Source organism: Xanthomonas sp. NCPPB 2632 (assembly GCF_041228075.2).
Lineage (GTDB): Bacteria > Pseudomonadota > Gammaproteobacteria > Xanthomonadales > Rhodanobacteraceae > Luteibacter.
Genome location: NZ_CM192979.1, coordinates 4336793 through 4356414, shown reverse-complemented (window position 1 = coordinate 4356414; position 19622 = coordinate 4336793). Strand labels below are relative to the sequence as shown.

Here is a 19622-nt window from a genome sequence, read left to right as displayed (position 1 = left end):
TAGAAGGAGACACCCCATGACGTTCCTGCGCAGCAAGAGTTTCGGTGAGGAGATGTTCGGCAGGGCCGAGCGTGCGATCGGCTCGGTTACCGGCAGCCGCAAGCACCAGGCGCTCGGCACCGCCCGCCAGTACGCCGGCCGCGCCGGCTCGCTCACCTCCGAGGCCTTGGCCGAAGCGGGTCGCCATGTGCGCCGTCGTCCGTTGGGCATCGTGATCGGCGCGGGCCTCGGCCTCGGCGCCATCGCGGCCGCCTGGTTGATCGCCCGCCATAACGCGCGCGTGCGGCCAGAGGAAGACGAACACGATCCGATGCGGCAGGGCGCTATCGACGCCGGCAACCCTGCGCTGGATGAGTCGGACGAAGATCGTCCGCGGGCCGGGAAGGTGCGGTACTACTGACCGCTGGCTGCTGCTGGCTAGCTGCTGCGGGGAGGAGGCGCCGGGTGGTCACCCTCTGCGCTCGGGCAGCGGCCGCAAGCGGCCGAACTCGCTCAGAGGATGACCACCCGACGCCTCCTTCAGGACTGGGGTGTCCTGTTAGGAGAGCAAGGTCGCCGCTCTGCCCAAGGCGTCGTCGCCAAAGCGCCTCATCATCGCGACAGATCGATCCAGTCGGCAAGCGCGAGGGCCTCTTGCTCGCCTTTTCTGTCGCCCGTACTCAACGCGCGGCACAATTCGCGGAGTGAGGTCGGCATGGCGACCGATTCAAGTGCGGCGAGTCGTTCGCGGTCGTACTTGCTGAGCGGCTTGCCCATGCCTGAAGCATCGAGTGCCTCGGCAGACATCGCCCATGGTACCCAGCCACCCCGCCAGGCCGTGCCTGCTCGCAGGGCGATCTCGACGCCCGCAGGGTCCGGATCGGCCGCGATGTGGACCGGGAGGGGAAGGAGGCCGGAAAGATGGCGCACGGTATCGAGCCACCATTCGGGTACGAAGCCCGGCATCCAGAGCACGATGTAGTGTTCGCCGAGGGATCGCGCGACGGACTCGAAGCTCGTGCGGTTCTCCACGACCAGCCATCCCCTCGCCGATGCCTCCATATGCTTGACGGCTTGCAGTGTGGCGGGACTCAGCGCGATCAGATCATGGATCACGCCGAGGTCAAGCATCCCTGCATCGAGATGCAATCGGACGGGGCCGCGCATCCACAGAGCGGGCGTGTGTTTCGATATGCCGATTGATTCGGGATCGACGAATCGCTCTATCCACTGCCAGTCGGCCGTCGTCATGCCGTGCGTGTCGTCGAGCGCCGCAAGGGCGAAGGTGTTGCGCGTTCCGGTTCGTTCCGCAGAACACCAGGCGTCCAGTCCGGCGACTATCCTGGCACGACGGTCGAGGGTGGCGGTCGCCAGCGAAGACAGGCTCTGATGCAGGGATGCGAGACGCTTGTCCCCTGGTTGGAACGAGAGGGCCGACGCTCTTTTTGCGTGCAGGGTGGCGTGCGTGGGAAGGCCCAGGGCCTCACGTAGCCCGTCGGCGTCCAGCCATATGAGTGTCGCTATGTTCCAATCGGCTCGCGGGCGTGTCTCCTTCAACTCGACCCAGCCGTTCTGTACCAGATATTCGGCTGCATCGAGCGCGGTGACGCGGGCGTTGCCGGCCCTGGCGAACAGCGTCCTGGCCGATAGTTTCGTGCCCTTCCCCTTGAGCCACGCGACAACCAGGGCGCGGTGCTCACCCAATAAGGTCGCTACCGAACGATGGCCATCCGAGCGGCGCCAGCGAACAAGTCTTGCCGGGCTTGCGTACGCAATGCGTATGCCGCTTGGGTCGGCAGTTCCCCAGTCACGGGTCATGCCGGCTTCCATCAGGCCACTTCGCTTCTACGCCGTAGCACGGCCAGCGGTTGCGCCCAGGTCGCACCCGGACGGCGCTTGCTGGTCACCAACGTCAGTTCGGACGGCTGGAACACGTTGATGTTGTGCGTGGCCGGCGTCGTCAGAATGTACTGCGCCCGGGTGGACTTCAGGAACGCGCCCACCTTGTCGATGTTGAAGATATCCAGGTGCGCGAACGGCTCGTCGATGAACACGAAGCCGCCCGGGCGATCCTCGTCGCGCATCAGTGCCACCAGCAACAACAGCGACTTCATCACCTGCTGGCCACCCGACGCTTCGCCGTCGTCCATGCCGATCCAGCCCTTCTTGTCGAACTCGAAGCGCACCTGCAACGCCGCCGAGGCCAGGGCCAGGTCGTCGTTGCTCAGCTCGGGCAGGTCCACGTCCACGCCGATGCCGGCCAGATCGGCCAGCACCTTGAGGTTGCGGGCGTAACGGCGGACGGTGTTGCGTAGCACCTGGATATACGCACCGCGTGCCTCGTGCGTGATGCGTGACGCGCGTTCCAGATGGGCACGGCGTTTGTCCAGGTCGAGCTTCAGGCCCTCGTGGTCCGCCCAGAGTTTTTCGCGTAGCGCGACCACGCTGGGGTCTTCTTCCCAGTGGCCCTCCGCCAGGCGCTGTTCGAGACGTATCACTTCGCGCTCGACAGCCCGGGCCGATTCGTAGCGTTCGCGCAGTGCCGCCAGGGCGGCCCGGCTTCGCTGCGCCAGCGGGATATGCATGCGCTTGGCGCGGAACGCGCGCAGGCGTTCGATCTGCTCGTTGCGCAACTGGTGGTGCTGCCTGCCCGCGTCGGTGAGCTGGCGCTGCACGTCGCGCTGCTCTCGCGCGGCGTTGTCGCGGGCGTTGGATGTTTGCTGGCGCTTGTCGCGGATGGCCTCGTAGTGGGTCTCCGCGGCGGCGTGGCTGTCCGCCGTGCGTTGTACGTCTTCCTGCAGGCGCGGCTGCTGGGTGCGCGCGTCGGCAAACTCGTCGGCGCGGTCGGCCAGCTGGCTGCTGGCGCTGGCGCCGCGCAGGATCCCTTCGGCATCGGCGGCGCGCGCCATGGCGTCCTTGCGCTCGGCGGCGATGTCGCGCAGTCGCGTCTCGATCTCGCGCAGCGACGCTTCGCCATCGCGCAGCTGGCGCTCGCGCGCCCCGCTGCCGAAGTACATGTCGTCCACGCCCAGGTGGCGGCCGCCGCGACGCTCGCGGAAGTAACCCTGCGGCGTGATCCAGTCCTGGTCCTTGCCGCACGTCGCCCCTTCGGCGATGTCTTCCACCCGGCGGATACGGTCCAGGTTGCGCAGCAACCAGTCCGGTGCCGCCGCCGAGAAGTCCACCACCTCGAGCAGGGAGCGCGGGTGTGCCCGTTCGGCGGGTGCGCGATCGGCCACGACGAAATGCTTGTAGCGATGCTGCTCGCCCAGCTTCCACGCGGTTTCGCGATCGCGCGGATCGTCCAGCAGCACCACGTGGCGGTAGCCCGCCAGCACGGCTTCCACCGCCGGCTGCCAACGTGGCTCGCGTATCTCCACGATCTCGCTGAGCATGCTGTGCCGTATGCCGGCTTCGTCCAGCGCACGGCGGAACGAGGCTTCGAACTCGGGCGTGTAACGACGCCCGCTGCGCCACGCGGCCAGCTGGCCAGTCAGCGTTGTCAGCCGCTGGCGCAACACGCCTTCTTCCGCTTGCAGCGTATGGACGGTGCTGCGCGCGTCGCGTGCCACGTCGGCCAGGCGCTCGTGGTCGGCGCCGCCCTGGCTGGCGACCATCTCGCGCAGGCGCGCTTCCTGCTTGATGAGCAGGTCGTTCTGCGCCAGTTCGCCGCGGGCGGCATCCAGCAGCTTGCGCGTCTGCTGGCGTGCGGTGTCCGCCTCGTTCTGTTCCACGCGCAAGGCCTCGCCGGTGACATCGAAATCGCCGAGCTGGCGCGTCAGGTCCGCATCGCGGCGTTCCAGGTCGGTGACGCGACGTTTGCCGCCGATCAGCTGCGGACGCGCCCCCCGGATACCGCCGGCCAGTTCCGCCAGCTCCACCCGGGGCAGGACACTGGCGACCAGGTCGACACGCTCGTTCTTCAGAGCGGTCCATTCCTGGTAGGAGCGGGCACGCGCTTCCGTTTCCTGCAGGCTGGCACCGATGAGGGACAGCTGGTGCTCCAGCCCGTGCTGCTCGCGGTCGGCTTCCACCTGCTCGTTGCGTGCGCGCTGGTAGTCGTCGAGCACGGCCTTGTCGCCGAACACGTCGAACACCAGTTCGAGCAACGCCTTGGGCGGCAGCTGGCAGAGCTTGTCGGTGGCGCCTTGTTCGAGCGTGAGTACCCGGCGGATCGCCTGCGACAGGCCCGCGCCCTCCAGGCGGACGCGGTATTCGCGCAGCCCGAGGAAATCGTTTCGCGCGTCGATCTCTTCGATGCCGACATCGCCACCCAGTACGGCGTACTGCCGGGTCCACTCGCCGCCTTTCTTCTGGATGCGGCAGGCGAGGGTCACCTCGCGGTCCATCAGCGGAAAGAACGGGCGCTCGCCGCTCGGTCCCGGGATATTGCCAACGCGGGCACGCAGCCAGGCGTACGGCATGCCGTTGTGGCGCAGGTAGCTCTTGTAGTCGCGGTTGCCGGCGCAGTCGATGGTCAGCAGCGTGCGCAACGCGTCCAGCAGCGTGGTCTTGCCCGAGCCGTTCGGCCCCACCACCGTGACGATGTTGGTATCCAGCGGCAGGCTGAAACGCTGCCAGTAATCCCAGTGGACGACCTCGAGGCTGCGGAAATCAAACATCGGACGGCTCCTCCGGGTGGATCGTCGCTGTGCCGGCTTCGTCATCGTCCCCGTGGTCGTCCGGCACGGGCGCACGGTTCGCGGCATCGGTGAGCAGGTCGCCCAGCGCGCCGTCGAGGATGCGCCGCGCGGTGCGTTCGTAGTCGAAGGCCAGGTCAAGCAGCGGACCTTCCGCCACATCGCCCTTGCGACGGATGATGAAGCCCAGCCGGTTCAGCGTGCCGAGGTTGAAGCCGACGCGTGTCTTGCCGCCCAGCTTCTCGCCGAAGTCCGCCAATAGCGTGCGTTCGGCGATTACGGGCGAGACGGCCGGATCGCGCGGTATCGGTTTGCCTTCGGCGAACATCTGGCCTTGCGACGCCGCAGCATCGATCGCCTGGCGTTCGATCTGACGCTGCCGCTTGGGCAGCACGATCAGTGCCCAGAGGACGACCAGCAGGGCCACGCCGTCGCGGTCCAGTTGCAGGGTGTTGGATATCCAGCTGTCGCTGCCACCGAACACGGCACGCTCGCTCTTGCGGGCCACGGCCAGCCCGATGTAGGCGGCGTAGGGGTGTTCGCGAAGTTCCAGGCCGACGGCCTCCAGGCGACGGTCGAGTTCCTCGCGGAAGCCGTCGTCCAGCAGCGCCTTGCGCGCCTGTACGTCGTCGCGCGGCAGCCAGCGCTGGGAGAGCAGCCGGGTCACGAGGGTGGCGGTATCGTCATGCATCGGGTGTGTCCTTCGCGGTGTCGCGCGGACGCAGGCGTCCGGCGCTGACCCGCGCGATCTGGGGCAGGTCGGTGTCGATCAGTCGCGGCTCGATCTCGAGCGCCAACGGCAGTCGGGCGAGGTCGGCGGTGCCGCCTTCCAGCGCGGCCGATTCGGGGTCGCCGAGCAGGCCGAGCAACGACAGGCGATAGGCGGAGAGGGCATAGTCGTCGCCGATCAGCGTGTCGGACAACTCGCGCGGTGTGACGATCGCGGCCAGTTCGGCGTGCCATTCGCCGAGGAAACGCAGGTCTTCTTCGTCCATCGCCAGATCGGCGGTGTCCGGCGTTTGTTCCGCACCGGGCAGGGCGGTGGTTTCGGCGGCCAGACGCTCGCGCTCGAGCAGCTCGAACTCGGCGACATCGAGCGCGATCTGGTCGTGGATGAAGGGCGCAGGCAACGGCAACAGCAGCTGGCCATCCTCGAATGACGCCAGCGCGTCGACGTCCTGTGCGCGCAGCCAGCCGACCAGGTCGGAGGAGGACAAGCCCGTGCGGCCCAGGTGCACCCGGTGCTGGTCGATCTTGTTGAGCTCGCGCTGGAACGTGCCGGCCTGGCTGAGCAGGGCGCTCTGGGCGCGGCCCACGGCCTGGGCCAACCGGTGCGCAGCCGGTTCCAGGTCTTCCTTGACGGTGATGCCCGCAACCACCTCGGTGCCTTTCTCCACCCACGTCCACACCGAATCCAGTCGCTCGGCGGCATGGCGGATGCGATGCTCGGAGCCGGACAACACGGCGCGGTCGAAGTCGTCCTTCAGCTCAGTCAGGCGCGAGAGCAGGTGCCCCAGTTCATCGACCGATACGCGGCCCACGGCCTGGCCGGCGGCCAGCTGCGCGGTGAGGTAGCCCAGCCCGTCGTCGTCGTCGTCTTCGAACTCGAGCATCACGGCCAGGGCGGCCAGCGCCTTGCGACCCGGCAGGCCCACGCGATAACGCTGGGTTTCGCCGTCGTAGACCAGCAGCTCGTGGTCCTTCAGGCGCTGCACCACCGTATCGAGCTTGACCGCGTCGACGAACGCCAGGTGATCGCGGATCTCCTGCGGTGTCCACTCGGTGGCATGTGTGCGTCCGCCCAGCGTGCGCAGGACCAGCAGGCGCAACAGCACTTGCGCCTCGCCGCCATGGAACAGCGCCGAAAACGCACGCAGCAGGCCCCGCCCGCGCAGCAGCGGAAACAGGGTGGGGAGGTCCTCGACGACTACGCCGTCGCGGAAAAGATCCTGCAGGCGCTCATCGTGGAGGGGTGTGTCGGCCGGCCCGCCCAAGGTCAGCGACGGGGAATGCCGACGAAGCTGAGGAACTCGCCGCGGGTGCGCGGGTCCTCGCGGAAGCTGCCGAGCATCTGGCTTGTGACCATGGACACGCCGCGCTTGTGGACGCCGCGCGTGGTCATGCACTCGTGGGCGGCATCGATCACCACGCCGACGCCGCGCGGACGCAGCGTGTCGTCGATGCAGTGCGCGATCTGCGCGGTGAGTTTTTCCTGCACCTGGAAACGGCGTGCAAAGCCTTCCACCACGCGGGCCAGCTTGCTGATGCCCACGACACGGTCGGTCGGCACGTAGCCGACATGGGCGCGGCCGATGATCGGAGCCATGTGGTGTTCGCAGTGGCTCTCGAACTCGATATCACGAAGGATGATCATCTCGTCGTAGCCGGCCACTTCCTCGAAGGTGCGGCGCAGGTATTCCGCCGGGTCTTCGTCGTAGCCCTTGAACCAGTCGCCATAGGCCTTGACCACGCGCTTTGGCGTATCGAGCAGGCCTTCGCGCTGCGGGTCTTCGCCCGCCCAAAGGAGCAGGGTGCGCACGGCCTCTTCGGCCTGATCACGGCTGACCGGGCGGGACTTGCTGTCGTCGCTCATCGTGGCGGTTCCTTGGCGGGGCAAACACATAGTGTAGCGATGTTCGGGGCGGCCGGGCTCAGTCGCCGGCCTCTTCCGTCGGCGACTCGGCCTCGTCGATGGCGCCCAGGTCCAGAAGTTTTTGCGATTCTTCCCCGCCCAGCGATTCCACCCCGCGCAGCTTGCGCTCGATGGCCCGCGTGCGGACCCCGGCGTTCTTGATGCTGTTGGTGGCCGAGTCCAGTTGCTTCTGGGTGCGTTCCAGCACGGTGGCGAACTTGCCGAACTCGTTCTTCACCGCTGCCAGCACCTGCCAGACCTCCGAGGAGCGCTTCTGGATGGCCAGGGTGCGGAAGCCCATCTGCAGGCTGTTGAGCAGGGCGGTCAGCGTGGTGGGGCCGGCAATGGTGACGCGATGGTCGCGCTGCAACTGGTCGGACAGGCCCGGCCGACGGATCACCTCGGCGTAGAGGCCCTCGGTCGGCAGGAAGAGGATGGCGAAGTCGGTGGTGTGCGGCGGCGACACGTACTTGGTGTGGATACGCCGGGCCTCTTCGCGCACCCGTACCTCCAGTGCCTTGCCGGCGACCAGGGCGCCTTCCAGGTCCGCGGCATCCTGGGCGTCGAGCAGCCGCTGGTAATCCTCGACGGGGTATTTCGCGTCGATGGGCAGCCAGACCGGGCCGCCGTCGTCGTCGCCGCCGGGCAGGCGGATGGCGTATTCCACGCGCTCGGCGGAGCCGGGCACGGTGGCGACGTTGGAGGCGTATTGCTCGGCCACGAGGATCTGCTCGAGCAGGGCGCCCAGCTGCACCTCGCCGAAGGTGCCGCGGGTCTTCACGTTGGTCAGGACACGCTTGAGGTCGCCCACGCCGGTGGCCAGCGCCTGCATCTCGCCCAGGCCGCGCTGCACGGCCTCCAGGCGTTCGGACACCAGCTGGAACGACTGGCCCAGGCGGGTCTCCAGCGTGGACTGCAGCTTTTCGTCCACGGTGGCGCGCATCTGTTCCAGCTTGGCCGCGTTGTCCTGCTGGATGGCGCCCAGCCGGGTTTCCAGCGTGGTGCGCACGTCGGTCAGGCGCTTCTCGTTGTCGGCGGTGAGCGTGCCGAAACGCTGGTCGAGCAGCTCGCCGAAATGCTTGAGCGTGACGGCGGATTCCTCGCGGGCCTTGCGGGCATCGTCGCCCAGGCCCTGGCGCAGCGATTGCAGGCCGAGATCCGTGCGCTCGGTCAGCTGGTCCAGCCGCTTGCCGAATGCCTCGATGCGCTCGTGCTGGCGCTCGGCGACATGCTGCAGTTGCTCCTGCACATGGCCTCGGAACTGGCCGAAGCTCTCGCCCAGCTCGCCGCGCCCCGCGCGTTGCTCGTCGCGCAGCACGGTTTCGAGTCGGCGCGTGTCGTCGCGCAGTCCGTCCAGGCGGGCGGCGCTGCCATCGTCCTGCCTGCCGCTGCGCGAGACGACGACGAAGAGCAAGGCAAGGCACGCCAGTACGGCGACCAGCAGTACGACAAGGAGAACGGTTTCGAGGGTCATGACGCGAGGTTACCTGTGTTGCGGACATCCCGCGCGCAGGCTAGGGCGGGGCTTTCTCAGATCTCGCGATTGCCGACGATCACCACGTCGGCCGGGCGCTTCGCGAACAGGCCGACGGCCACGACGCCGACGATCTGGTTGAGATCGGCTTCCAGCGCCACCGGATCGGTAATGCGCCAGTGGTGCACGTCGAGGATCCAGTTGCCGTTGTCGGTGACCACGCCATCGCGCCACACCGGCTGGCCGCCGCGGGCGACGATCTCGCGTGCCACATGGCTACGGGCCATGGGGATCACTTCGATGGGCAGCGGGAAGGTGCCCAGCACGTCCACCTGCTTGCTCGCGTCGATGATGCAGACGAACTTGTCGGAGGCGGCGGCGACGATCTTTTCGCGCGTGAGCGCGGCGCCACCGCCCTTGATGAGACGCTTGTGCGGATCGCATTCGTCGGCGCCATCGACATAGAGGTCCAGGCGCCCGGCGGCATTGAGGTCGAGCACGTCGATGCCGAGCTTGCGCAGGCGCGCGCTGGAGGCGTCCGAACTGGATACGGCCGCCTTGATGCGATCACGGTACTGGGCCAGTTCGTCGATGAAGAAGTTGACGGTGGAGCCCGTGCCGACGCCGATGATGCCGCCGCGGAAACCGCCCTCGCCCACGTAGCGGAAGGCGGCGGTTTCGGCGGCGAGACGCTTTTCGTTGTCCTGGCTCATGCGTTTTCCAGCGTGAGGATGAAATCCCAGTCGCCCTTGGCCACCGGCATCACCGAAAGGCGGTTGCCCTTGCGCACCAGCGGCATGTCCGCAAGATCGTCGATCTTCTTCAGTTCGTCCAGCGAGATGGTGCGGGCGAGTTTACGCTCGAACTTGACGTCGACCAGCATCCAGCGCGGTTCTTCCCGCGTGCTCTTCTCGTCGTAGTACTTGGATTTGGCGTTGAACTGGCTCTCGTCCGGGTATGCGGCCGATGCCACCGAAGCGATGCCGACGATGCCGGGAACCTCGGTGTTGGAATGGTAGAAGAAGATCTTGTCGCCGACCTTCATGCCGTCGCGCATGAAGTTGCGCGCCTGGTAGTTGCGTACGCCGTCCCAGGGTTCGACGCCCTTGCGCTTGAGATCGTCGATGGAGAACGTATCCGGCTCGGACTTCATGAGCCAGTACTTCATGCGGCGCCGCCCGTGCAGTCGATCAGGGCCTTGTCCGTCGCTATGTAATCGAGCGGGATATCCCACTCGGCGGTCTCGATGGTGTCCAGCTCCTGGAAATCGTAGGCCACGCCAACCAGCAACGGCTTGGCCGGGCGTGGCTGCCCGCGCAGGAACTCGAAGCTGCGGTCGTAATAGCCGCCACCGAAACCCAGGCGGTTGCCCTTGCGGTCGAAACCCAGCAGCGGCACCAGTACCAGGTCGAGCTTGTTCGCCTCGACGACGTTGCCGGACGCTTTCGGCTCGGGAATGCCCATTTCGTTGGATTCGACGTCTTCACCCGTGGCCCACGGGGCGAAGGTGAGCCGACGCTTGCCGCCCGATTTGGTCACGATGGGCAGGTAGAACGTCTGCCCCCGCTCGGCAAGCGGCGCGATGGCGAGGTTCAACGGAAGCTCGCCACCCGTGGCCCAGTAACCGGCGACGTGGGTGTCGGTGAGGAATTCTGGGAGTTGTTCCAGCGACTGGCGCAGGCCCTGCGCCGCGGCCACGCGCTCGGCCGGCTTCAGCTGGCGTCGGCGCTGGACGAGGTCGGCTCGAAGTTCGCGTCTCTCGGGGAGCTTTGACATGGACGTTCAGCCGGACGGCACGGTCGGAAGGTTGCCGTCGAGCCGCCCCGCCCGGTGCCGCGGGAAGGGCGCTGACCGGCCCTGCGGGCCGACCGGCGAGAATGGAGAGGCGTTCTCCGCGATGCCGCTGCGCACCAAACGACCTTGATCCAAAGGATCAGGTGGGAGAGCTAGGCGGCATCAAGGCTTTCCGCACGAAGGCGGACATGCACAACAGCCACCAAAAGCCGACCCGGGGTCGTATGTAGGAACAAGGCAAATGTAAAGTGCGCTGGCGAACACCGCAGGGAACGCCCGTCGCTATTTTACCGGCGCGTCGAGCAGACCATCAAGCTTTCTGCGCAGTGCGGCCAGGCCGTCGGTCAGCACCTGTTCCTGCGAGCCGTGCTCCTTTCTGAGCGAAAGCAGCTCGTGGGCGATGCTGACGGCCGCCAGTACGGCGATCCGGTCGAAGCCGGGCGCCTTGGCATGGGCCTTCAGCTCGCGCATCTTGCCGTCGAGGAATTGCGCGGCGGCGATCAGGCCGGGGCGTTCTTCCGGGGCGCACGCGATGTGAAACTCGCGATCGAGCAGGCGGAGGGAGACCGGTTCGCTGGCGGTGGCGTTCATAAAAGTGGCCTCAGCCAGTGTTTTCGAGCGCCTTGAGGCGCTGGATCATCGCTTCCACGCGGCTGCGCGCCTGTTCGTTGCGCGCCATCAGCCCCGCACGTTCGTTCGCCAGTTGCTCCTGGCTGTGCCGCAGGCTGCGGTTTTCCTCGGTGAGACGGCGAACGGTATCGACGAGCCGGTCGAGCGTGGCGCTCAGGGCTTCCAGTTCAGTCTTGAAGGCATCCGGGTTCGTCATGCGCGGACTATAACAGGACGTTTTCGCCGTGTCGGCAATCCGTGAAGGCCTTCCACGGAAGCAGGCCGAAGATGGCTGCATTAGACTGCCCGCTCTCGCCCCCAGGAGTAGCCGCCATGTCGGCCAACCAGACCGTCGATCCGGAAGAGATCGCCGAGCTCATCGTCCGCTGCAAGCTGATCCTGTCGGTCAGTGAATTCCATGGTTCCCTCGTGGGTTACATTTGCGCCGGCGGCCGCTTTCCCCACAACGACGTGCTGGCCGCGATCGAGCTCGAGCCCGATCCCGCCCCGTCTGCCGACGAGCAGGCCATGCTCTCCCGGCTGCGCCACCAGACCGAGGAGTGGCTGGCCGATCCGGACCTGACCTTCTCGCCCTGGTTGCCGGATGACGAGTCGCCTACCGCGGAGAGGGCGGATGGCCTGACCGACTGGGTGCAGGGTTTCCTGGGCGGGTTCGGCCTGGGCGGCTCGGTCGAGGCCAACAAAGGCATGAGCGAGGACGCGAAGGAGGTCCTGAAGGACATGGCCGGCATCGCCACGACGGACTTCGAGTTCGACGAAGACGAGGATGTGAACGACGAAAGCCTGACCGAACTGGAAGAGTTCGTCCGTGCCGGCGCCATGTTGCTGCACGCGGAACTCAGTCGCGCCCCCCGAACGGCGAACGACACCCTGCATTGATCGCCGCGGCCGAGTACGCCCGGCGGCGCCGGGAGCTGATGCGCATGACCGGCGAGGATGCCGTGCTGATCCTCGCCGCCGCGCCCGAGCGCATGCGTAATGCCGATGCGCCCTGGCCCTACCGGCAGGATTCCGACTTCCATTACCTGACCGGCTTCGACGAGCCGGATGCCGTGCTGGCCCTGTTGCCCGGCCGTGCGCACGGCGAAACCGTGCTGTTCTGCCGCGAGCGCGATGCCGAGCGCGAGCGCTGGGACGGCGAGCGCATGGGCACGGATCGCGCCGCACGCGAGTTGCGCCTGGACGATGCGTTCCCGATCGACGATATCGACGACATCCTGCCCGGCATGATCGAGGGCCGGGCACGCGTGTACTGCCACTTCGGTCAGGAGCCCGACTTCGACGCCCGCCTGCTGGCATGGATGCGTCGCCTGCGCACCGCACGGGGCGGCGGCGTGGTACCGAAGGACCTCGTGGCACTGAGTCACCTGCTGCACGACATGCGCCTGTTCAAGTCGCGCGACGAACTGGCGCTGATGCGCCGCTCCGCCGAGGTGGCCGGCGCGGCGCACGTCGCCGCCATGGCCATGGCCCGCCCCGGCGTGGCCGAGTACGAGATCGAGGGCGAGATCCTTCGCACCATTCGTGGACGGGGTGCGTTTCCCGCGTTCCCGCCGACCGTGGCCGGTGGCGCCAATGCCTGCGTGATGCACTACCACGCGAACCGGGCCACGTTGCGCGACGGCGACCTGCTATTGATCGACGCCGGCGCCGAGGTGGATTGCTACGCCTCCGACATCACCCGCACGTTCCCCGTCGGCGGGCGTTTCTCGCCGGCGCAGCGGGCGCTCTACGACATTGTGCACGACGCACAGCTGGCCGCCATCGACGCCGTGCGGCCCGGCCGCTCGTTCGCCGAATCGCATGACGCCGCGGTACGCGTGATCGCGCACGGCCTGTGCGCCCTCGATATCCTTCCCGGCGACCCGGCGCGTGCTATCGCCGAAGGCAGCTACAAGCCTTATTTCCCCAGCAAGACCGGTCACTGGCTCGGCCTCGACGTGCACGACGTCGGCGACTACCGCATCGACGGCGATCCGCGCATCCTCGAGGAAGGCATGGTCGTCACCGTCGAGCCCGGCATCTACATCCCGCCGGACGACAAACGGGTCGACGAACGCTGGCGCGGCATCGGCATCCGCATCGAGGACGATGTGGCGGTCACCCGGGGCGCGCCGGAAGTGATGACCGCGATGGTGCCGAAGTCACCGGCCGATCTGGAGCGCTGAGACCCGCGCACACGCGGATCAATGCCCCTCGTGCTTCGGCATCGGATCGCGCTTCCGGCTTGCATCGTCGTCCGAGTGCACCTCGTACCACATCGCATTGAGCACGGCGAAGCTGCAGGCCAGTCCCAGGCCGAGTATCCAGGCGAAATACCACATGGTGTCGTTGCTCCTTCAGTACAGGTTGTGCGACTTGCGCACGTGTTCGAGGGTGACGCGGCCGCGCATCACGCGATAGACCCAGCCGGTGTAAAGCAGGATCAGCGGGATGAACACCACCGTGACACCGAGCATCAGCCACAGCGTGCCGCGGCTGGACGAGGCGTCCCATACGGTGAGGCTGGACACGGGAAACGTGGCCGAGGGCATGAGGAACGGGAACAGCGCGAATCCTGCGGAGAGGATGGTGCCGGCGACCGCGAGCGAGCTGGAAAAGAACCCGGCGAAGCCGCGCCGGCCGACGAAGGCCTGTACGCCCAGCGCGCCGATGAAGGCCAGCACGGGCGCCGCCCAGAATGCCGGGTGCGTTGCGTACCCCGCGAACCAGGTGCCGCCGACGACGACGTGCTTGCCCAGCGGATTGGATACGCTGTTGGCGGGGATGGGTCCCGAAATCGCGAAGCCCGGAATGCCGTAGGCCAGCCATACGCCGGCAAGGATGAACAGCACCACGTAAGCCAGCGATGCGATACGGGCTACCCTGGCGGCGCGCTCGGCGATCACATGGTCGGCCTTCATCGCCGCCCAGCACGCGCCATGGGCCAGCAGCATGCTCAGGCTGACCAGGCCGGACAACAGGGCGAACGGGCGGAACAACTGGAAGAAGCTGCCGTCCCAGGTCATCCGCAGGTCGCCGTCGTAGTGGAAGGGCAGGCCGAGGAACAGGTTGCCGAAGGCGACGCCGCAGACCAGCATCACGATGACGCCGGAGGCGATCAGGCAGCTGTCCCAGACCAGCTGCCAGCGCGGGTCGTCCACCTTCTCGCGGAAGTTGAAGCCCACGGGCCGGATGATGAAGGCCACCAGCAGCACGAACATCGCGACATACATTCCGGAGAACGAGGCCGCGTACAGCAGCGGCCACGCGGCGAACACCGCGCCGCCGCCGAGGATGAACCACACCTGGTTGCCTTCCCACGTGGGTTCGATGGTCTCCAGCAGCACGCTGCGTTCGTGCGGGTCGCGGCCGAGTACGCGGAGCAGGGCGGCCACGCCGAAGTCGAAGCCGTCCATGATGGCGAAGCCGATCAGCAGCACGCCGATCAGGGCCCACCAGATGACGCGAAGGGTGTCGTAGTCGAACATGACGTTGTCCTCAGGCCGTTTGCGCGGTGACGGGGATGGCATCGGCGCGATGCGGCCACATGCCCAGGCCGTCCGGGCCCTTGCGTGCGAACTTCAGCATCAGGTAACCGTCGACGATGGCCAGTGCGGTGTAGAAAAGGGCGAAGCCGCCGATCGAGATCCACACCTGGCCGGCGGTGAGCGACGAGGCGCCCAGCGCGGTGGGCAGCACGCCCTCGATTGCCCAGGGCTGCCGGCCGTATTCCGCGACCACCCAGCCCAGCTCCGCGGCTACCCAGGGCAGCGGCAGACTCCATAGCGCGGCCGTGAGGAACCGGCGCCCGTCCAGGCGGCGCTTGCTGGCGCGCCAGAACGCATAGGCGAACAGCCCGATGAAGTACAGGCCGCAGGCCACCATGATGCGGAACGACCAGAACAGCACCGGCACGTTGGGAATGGTGCTGTCCGCGGCGCGCTGGATGTCGGCGGGGGTGGCCTTGCGCGGGTCGTCCATGAACCGTTTCAGCAGCAGGGCGTAACCCATGTCCTTGTCGTGCGCAGCGAGGATCGCCCGCGCCTGCGCGTCGTCCTTGTTCTCACGCAGTACCAGCATGGCGTCGTAGGCCTTGATGCCTTCGCCGATGCGGACCTTGGCATCTTCCACGAGGTTGCGGATGCCGGGGATGGGCTCGTCGATGGAGCGGGTGCCGATCAGGCCCATCACCCACGGCACCGTGATGGCGGCATGGGTGGTGTGGTTCTTCACGTCGGGCAGGCCGAACAGGGTGAACGACGCGGGCGCCGGTTCGGTTTCCCACATGGCCTCGATGGCGGCCATCTTCATCTTCTGGTTTTCGGAAATGGTGTAGCCGGATTCATCGCCCAGCACCACCACCGAAAGCGACGCGGCGAGGCCGAAGCTGGCCGCCACCGTGATCGAGCGTTTGGCGAACTCTATATTGCGTCCGCGCAGCAGGTACCACGCGCTGATCGACAGGACGAACATCGCGCCCATGGTGTAGCCCGCGCTTACCGTGTGCACGAACTTGGCCTGGGCCACCGGGTTGAAGATCACCTCGGAGAACGAGGTCACCTCCATGCGCATGGTCTGCGCGTTGAAGGCGGCGCCCACAGGGTTCTGCATCCAGGCGTTGGCGATCAGGATCCACAGCGCGGAGAGGCTGGTCGCCAGGGCCAGGAACCAGGTCACCAGCATGTGCTTGACCGGCGAGATGCGATCCCACCCGAAGAAGAACAGCCCGACCAGCGTGCCCTCCAGGAAGAACGCCATCATGCCTTCGATCGCCAGCGGCGCGCCGAAGATGTCGCCGACGTAATGCGAGTAGTAGGCCCAGTTGGTGCCGAACTGGAACTCCATGGTGACGCCGGTGGCCACGCCCATGGCGAAATTGATGCCGAACAGCACGCCCCAGAACTGGGTCATGCGTTTCCATACCTCGCGGCGCGTCATCACGTACACGCTCTCCATGATCGCGAGCATGAAGGCGAGCCCGAGCGTGAGGGGCACGAAGAGGAAGTGATACAGCGCTGTCAGCGCAAACTGGAAGCGCGACAGGCCGACGACATCGGGGTCGACGATCATGGGTGGGGTTCCTGGGTGGAGGCGGAGACGGGTGAGAAGGCACGGCCGACGCCGGCGGGCGACACGTCCGCGCGTGGCAGCGGCCGGATGGCCACGTACCAGATGAGCATCAGCAGGGCCAGCTTGGCGACGATGATGACCGCGAGCTCGAGCACGAGGCGCTTCAGCGGCCGGTCGCGCCAGCGACGACGGAGGGGTGGGCGGTCGACAACCACGGTTGCGACTCCTGGGTTCGTAGATAACTGGGGGCATCGTATGCCCGCGCCGCGTGCGGCGATGGATGGCCGATTGTCGCAACGGACTGATCGCGTATGCTTCCTTCACGCCCCGCGGGAAACCCGATCCGGTATGTCACAGACCCCCATGCGCTATGGCTCGGTGGACGTCGTCCGCGGGCTCACGGTCGCCGCCATGCTGCTGGTCAACGATCCCGGCGACTGGGGCCATGTCTGGTGGCCGCTGGAGCACGCCGCGTGGAACGGGTTCACGCCGACCGACCTCGTGTTTCCCCTATTCCTCTTCATCGTTGGCGTGTCGATCGCGCTGGCGATCGTGCCGCGGATCGAGGCTGGCGCGGCCAAGCCGCCGATCCGGCGTGCGGCGATACGCCGCGCGCTGCGCATCGTCGGTCTGGGCCTGTTGCTGAACGTTGTCGCCTGGTTCGCCATTCCCGAGGCACACCTGCGCCTGCCGGGCGTGCTGCAGCGTATCGGCCTGTGTTTCGCCATGGCCGCGCTGCTGGCCATACACGTGCGCGGTGCCGCGCGCGATCTTGTCGGCGTGGCGTTGCTGGTGCTCTACGGGGCCGTGCTGCTCGTCGGCGGCATGGCGCCGTGGACGAACGCGGCCAGCCGGCTCGACAGCGCCGTGTTCGGGTCGTTCGTCTACGTCGTGGATGCCGCCAGCGGCCGTGGACACGATCCGGAAGGTCTTCTGGCGACCCTGCCGGCGCTGGCTACTACGCTGATCGGCATGCGTGCCGGCACATGGCTGCGCCAGGGCGCGTGGCGTCACCTGCTCGGCGCGGCGGTGGCGTGCGCGCTGGCCGGCTGGGCCCTGCAGGGGGTGTGGCCGTGGAACAAGAACCTGTGGACGCCTAGCTACGTGCTCTGGGCCGCGGGCTGGTCGTTCGCGATCCTCGCGCTCATGCACGTCCTGGTGGACGTGCGCGGCTGGCGGGTGCCCGGCAGGGCCTTCGGAGTGAACGCCATCGCCGCCTATGCCGGGTCCGGTCTCATGGTGTACCTGCTGATCGCGCTGGGCATCACCGCACCGCTGTACCGCGTGGCCTTCGCGGAGTGGATGACGCCGCTGTTCGGCCCTTATGTGCCATCGGCGGCGTGGGGTGTGGTGTTCGTCGCGCTGTGGTGGCTGATCGTCCGCGGCATGGACCGCCGCGGGATCTACCTGAAGGTGTGACGCTCAGAGCAGGGCGAAGGCGTCCCGGGTCATGTTTTCCGGCTCGCCGTCGCGGCAGACCACGTCGTCTTCGATGCGGATGCCGCCGTACGGGCGGAACGCGTCCACCTTTGCCCAGTCGATGTCGCCGGCGAACGGCTTGTGCTTCAGTTCGGCCAGCAGCATGTCGATGAAGTAGATGCCCGGTTCGATGGTCACCACCATGCCCGCTTCCAGTTGGCGTGTCAGGCGCAGGTAGGGGTGGCCTTCCGGCTTGGCGATGGTGCCGCCGGTTTCCGCCGCCTGGAAGCCGCCCACGTCGTGCACCTGCATGCCGATGCCGTGGCCCAGTCCGTGCGGGAAAAACGCGGACGACACGCCGGACTCGACCGCGCTCTCGGGACTCATGCGGATGAAGCCATGATCGCGCAGCACGCCGGCCAGGGCATGGTGCGCGTGCACGTGCAACTCGGGGTAGCTCTGGCCCGGGCGCACGCGCGCGACGAACGACTGCTGGGCGGCGTCTACCGAGTCGATCAGTGCCTGGAACTGACCGGCGTCACGACTGGCATAGGTGCGCGTGATGTCGCTGGCGTAACCCGAGGCGCCGGCGCCGGCGTCGATCAGGAACGAGCGGCTCTCGGCCGGCGCGTGGCGATCGAAGTTCGTGTAGTGCAGCACCGCGCCGTGCTCGTTGAGGCCGACGATGCTGGCATAGGGCAGCTCGGCGTCGAGCTGGCCCACCGCCGCCAGGTAGGCCTGGTGGATGCCGAGCTCGCTGGTGCCCTCACGGAAGGCATGCTCCGCCGCACGGTGCCCGCGCGTGCCGCGACGGCTAGCCTCGCGCATCAGTTCCAGCTCGTAGGGTGTCTTGTACGCGCGGTGATAGTGCAGGTGGTCGATGACCGCCGACGGATTGTTGGCGCACACCTGGTCGAGCCCGCAGTCGCGGTCGCCGATGATGGCGCTGCGGGCCGGCGAGGGAAGTTCCGCGATCGCATCGGCGGGCTTGCGCACCACCACGATGTCGAAATGGTCCACCCAGTAGCCCTGCGGCGCCTCGGGCACCACATGCCAGTAGTCGCGCGGCTGCAGGAACACCAGCCTGGGCTTCTCGCCGGGGGTGTACACCAGCCAGCTGCCCGGCGCGTCCAGCAACGGCAACCAGTGCTTGAAGTGCGGATTGACCACGAACGGGTAGTCCAGGTCGTCGAGGAACTTCGTGATCGGCCGGCCTGCCGGCACCACCAGGTGCTCGAAGTCGCCGCGCGCCAGCGCGGTGTCGGTGCGCTCGCGCAAGGTGGCGAGGTGCTGGGGATACAGGGCGGCCAGCGCGTCGTTCATCGTGATCTCCGGGGAAGGGAAGGGGGGTGAATCGGTGCCGTCATGCGCGCGCGAAAACCACGGCGTAGTCGCTGGCCAGGTCACCCAGGCGGTGGCGAAGCAGCGTGGCGGCATGGTCGTTACCGCTGCCGGTCAGCGCGTGCAGGTGGGTACCGTAGAGCGTGATGGCGAAGTGCCCCACCGCGAAATCGTGGGTGGGGGACTGCCACTGGGTCAGCGGGGTCCAGTTCGCGCAGGCGGGACAGGCCACATAGGCCGAGTCGGGCGATTCGCACCAGATGGCCAGGGCTTCCTCGAGGGCTTCGCTGCCCTCGTCGCCAGGGGCCAGGGGCTGGCCGCATTCCGGACAGCGGATGCGGAAGCTGCCGTCGTACGGGCAGAAGATGCCGTTCTCGCGGCCGCCGTCCACCAGCATGGCGCCGCCGGTGTCGTCGTCGCACCAGCGGTGCGCGCTGGCATGCAGGCCGATGGCGCGTACCCCGCTGCCGGCGAGAAAACTGCCTTCGAGCGCGGGAAAAGAAGGATCGGTCCCTTGGGTGGGCAGCGCGCCGATGCTGCCGTCGCCGACCAGGCGGCGATACAGTGCCATGGCGGCCGCCGCGGCGTCGTCGCGTTCGAGTTCGGTATCGACCAGGATGGTGGTGGCATCGCTCATGAGCCGCGATGGTGACCCCCCACG

The 19622-nt window shown here is 67.3% G+C and carries 21 protein-coding genes and 1 other RNA gene; 4 read left to right on the top strand and 18 right to left on the bottom strand.

What is annotated here, in order from left to right; all coding sequences use genetic code 11:
* Positions 1–16: 16 nt before the first annotated feature.
* The gene (locus AB8808_RS18840) at positions 17–400 is read left to right on the top strand and encodes a hypothetical protein (RefSeq protein ID WP_369931052.1); all 384 of its coding nucleotides are present in this window, start codon (positions 17–19) and stop codon (positions 398–400) included.
* A 191-nt stretch (positions 401–591) separates the two neighbouring features.
* On the opposite strand, the gene AB8808_RS18835 is transcribed toward AB8808_RS18840, so the two are convergent.
* The 12 genes from AB8808_RS18835 to AB8808_RS18780 all read right to left on the bottom strand — a co-directional run bounded on the left by AB8808_RS18835 (position 592) and on the right by AB8808_RS18780 (position 11345).
* Positions 592–1797, bottom strand: coding sequence for a toprim domain-containing protein (locus AB8808_RS18835; protein WP_369931051.1), 1206 nt, complete (start codon positions 1795–1797; stop codon positions 592–594).
* Between the two features lie 11 nt (positions 1798–1808).
* A complete protein-coding gene (locus tag AB8808_RS18830; protein WP_369931049.1) occupies positions 1809–4601 on the bottom strand; it encodes an AAA family ATPase in 2793 nt (930 codons plus the stop codon).
* Positions 4594–5310, bottom strand: a complete 717-nt coding sequence (locus AB8808_RS18825; RefSeq protein ID WP_369931047.1) for a hypothetical protein — start codon at positions 5308–5310, stop codon at positions 4594–4596. The genes AB8808_RS18830 and AB8808_RS18825 overlap by 8 nt, the downstream gene beginning before the upstream one ends.
* Entirely contained in the window at positions 5303–6613 is a 1311-nt protein-coding gene (locus tag AB8808_RS18820; protein WP_369931046.1) for a hypothetical protein, read from the bottom strand. Before AB8808_RS18820 ends, AB8808_RS18825 begins: the two co-directional genes overlap by 8 nt.
* A gap of 2 nt (positions 6614–6615) precedes the next feature.
* Entirely contained in the window at positions 6616–7212 is a 597-nt protein-coding gene (gene folE / locus AB8808_RS18815) for a GTP cyclohydrolase I FolE (RefSeq protein WP_036139429.1), read from the bottom strand.
* A 58-nt stretch (positions 7213–7270) separates the two neighbouring features.
* Positions 7271–8725 (bottom strand): DNA recombination protein RmuC, encoded by a 1455-nt coding sequence (locus AB8808_RS18810; protein ID WP_369931045.1) that lies wholly within the window; start codon positions 8723–8725, stop codon positions 7271–7273.
* Positions 8726–8781: 56 nt separating this feature from the next.
* Positions 8782–9438, bottom strand: coding sequence for a ribose-5-phosphate isomerase RpiA (rpiA, locus tag AB8808_RS18805; protein WP_036139431.1), 657 nt, complete (start codon positions 9436–9438; stop codon positions 8782–8784).
* Positions 9435–9893, bottom strand: coding sequence for an EVE domain-containing protein (locus AB8808_RS18800; protein ID WP_369931044.1), 459 nt, complete (start codon positions 9891–9893; stop codon positions 9435–9437). Before AB8808_RS18800 ends, rpiA begins: the two co-directional genes overlap by 4 nt.
* Complete coding sequence (locus AB8808_RS18795; RefSeq protein WP_369931043.1) at positions 9890–10501, bottom strand: 5-formyltetrahydrofolate cyclo-ligase; 612 nt, start codon at positions 10499–10501, stop codon at positions 9890–9892. The genes AB8808_RS18800 and AB8808_RS18795 overlap by 4 nt, the downstream gene beginning before the upstream one ends.
* A gap of 109 nt (positions 10502–10610) precedes the next feature.
* Positions 10611–10794: non-coding RNA, 6S RNA (gene ssrS, locus AB8808_RS18790), on the bottom strand.
* Positions 10795–10801: 7 nt separating this feature from the next.
* Complete coding sequence (locus tag AB8808_RS18785) at positions 10802–11110, bottom strand: cell division protein ZapA (protein WP_036139439.1); 309 nt, start codon at positions 11108–11110, stop codon at positions 10802–10804.
* Positions 11111–11120: 10 nt separating this feature from the next.
* A complete protein-coding gene (locus AB8808_RS18780; protein WP_036116258.1) occupies positions 11121–11345 on the bottom strand; it encodes a TIGR02449 family protein in 225 nt (74 codons plus the stop codon).
* Between the two features lie 116 nt (positions 11346–11461).
* On the opposite strand from AB8808_RS18780, the gene AB8808_RS18775 reads away from it, so the two are divergent.
* Both AB8808_RS18775 and AB8808_RS18770 read left to right on the top strand, forming a co-directional pair.
* Positions 11462–12028 (top strand): UPF0149 family protein, encoded by a 567-nt coding sequence (locus tag AB8808_RS18775; RefSeq protein ID WP_369931042.1) that lies wholly within the window; start codon positions 11462–11464, stop codon positions 12026–12028.
* Positions 12029–12066: 38 nt separating this feature from the next.
* Entirely contained in the window at positions 12067–13317 is a 1251-nt protein-coding gene (locus tag AB8808_RS18770) for an aminopeptidase P N-terminal domain-containing protein (protein ID WP_506193277.1), read from the top strand.
* 18 nt (positions 13318–13335) lie between these two features.
* On the opposite strand, the gene cydX is transcribed toward AB8808_RS18770, so the two are convergent.
* From cydX to cydP, 4 genes are read right to left on the bottom strand one after another with little or no spacing between them, the layout of a single operon-like run.
* Positions 13336–13473, bottom strand: coding sequence for a cytochrome bd-I oxidase subunit CydX (gene cydX, locus AB8808_RS18765; RefSeq protein WP_285402941.1), 138 nt, complete (start codon positions 13471–13473; stop codon positions 13336–13338).
* A gap of 15 nt (positions 13474–13488) precedes the next feature.
* Positions 13489–14619 carry a cytochrome d ubiquinol oxidase subunit II gene (gene cydB, locus AB8808_RS18760; RefSeq protein WP_369931040.1) on the bottom strand — a complete coding sequence of 377 codons (1131 nt, stop codon included), beginning with the start codon at positions 14617–14619 and terminating at the stop codon, positions 13489–13491.
* A 10-nt stretch (positions 14620–14629) separates the two neighbouring features.
* The gene (locus AB8808_RS18755) at positions 14630–16198 is read right to left on the bottom strand and encodes a cytochrome ubiquinol oxidase subunit I (protein WP_506193276.1); all 1569 of its coding nucleotides are present in this window, start codon (positions 16196–16198) and stop codon (positions 14630–14632) included.
* A complete protein-coding gene (gene cydP, locus AB8808_RS18750; RefSeq protein ID WP_036139451.1) occupies positions 16198–16416 on the bottom strand; it encodes a cytochrome oxidase putative small subunit CydP in 219 nt (72 codons plus the stop codon). The genes AB8808_RS18755 and cydP overlap by 1 nt, the downstream gene beginning before the upstream one ends.
* 133 nt (positions 16417–16549) lie before the next feature.
* Here cydP and AB8808_RS18745 point away from each other — a divergent pair, with 133 nt between their 5' ends.
* Positions 16550–17620, top strand: coding sequence for an acyltransferase family protein (locus AB8808_RS18745; protein ID WP_369931038.1), 1071 nt, complete (start codon positions 16550–16552; stop codon positions 17618–17620).
* A gap of 3 nt (positions 17621–17623) precedes the next feature.
* On the opposite strand, the gene pepQ is transcribed toward AB8808_RS18745, so the two are convergent.
* Positions 17624–18943 (bottom strand): Xaa-Pro dipeptidase, encoded by a 1320-nt coding sequence (gene pepQ / locus AB8808_RS18740; protein WP_369931037.1) that lies wholly within the window; start codon positions 18941–18943, stop codon positions 17624–17626.
* Between the two features lie 40 nt (positions 18944–18983).
* On the bottom strand, positions 18984–19598 hold the full coding sequence (locus AB8808_RS18735; protein ID WP_369931036.1) for a hypothetical protein: 615 nt from the start codon (positions 19596–19598) through the stop codon (positions 18984–18986).
* Between the last annotated feature and the right edge of the window lie 24 nt (positions 19599–19622).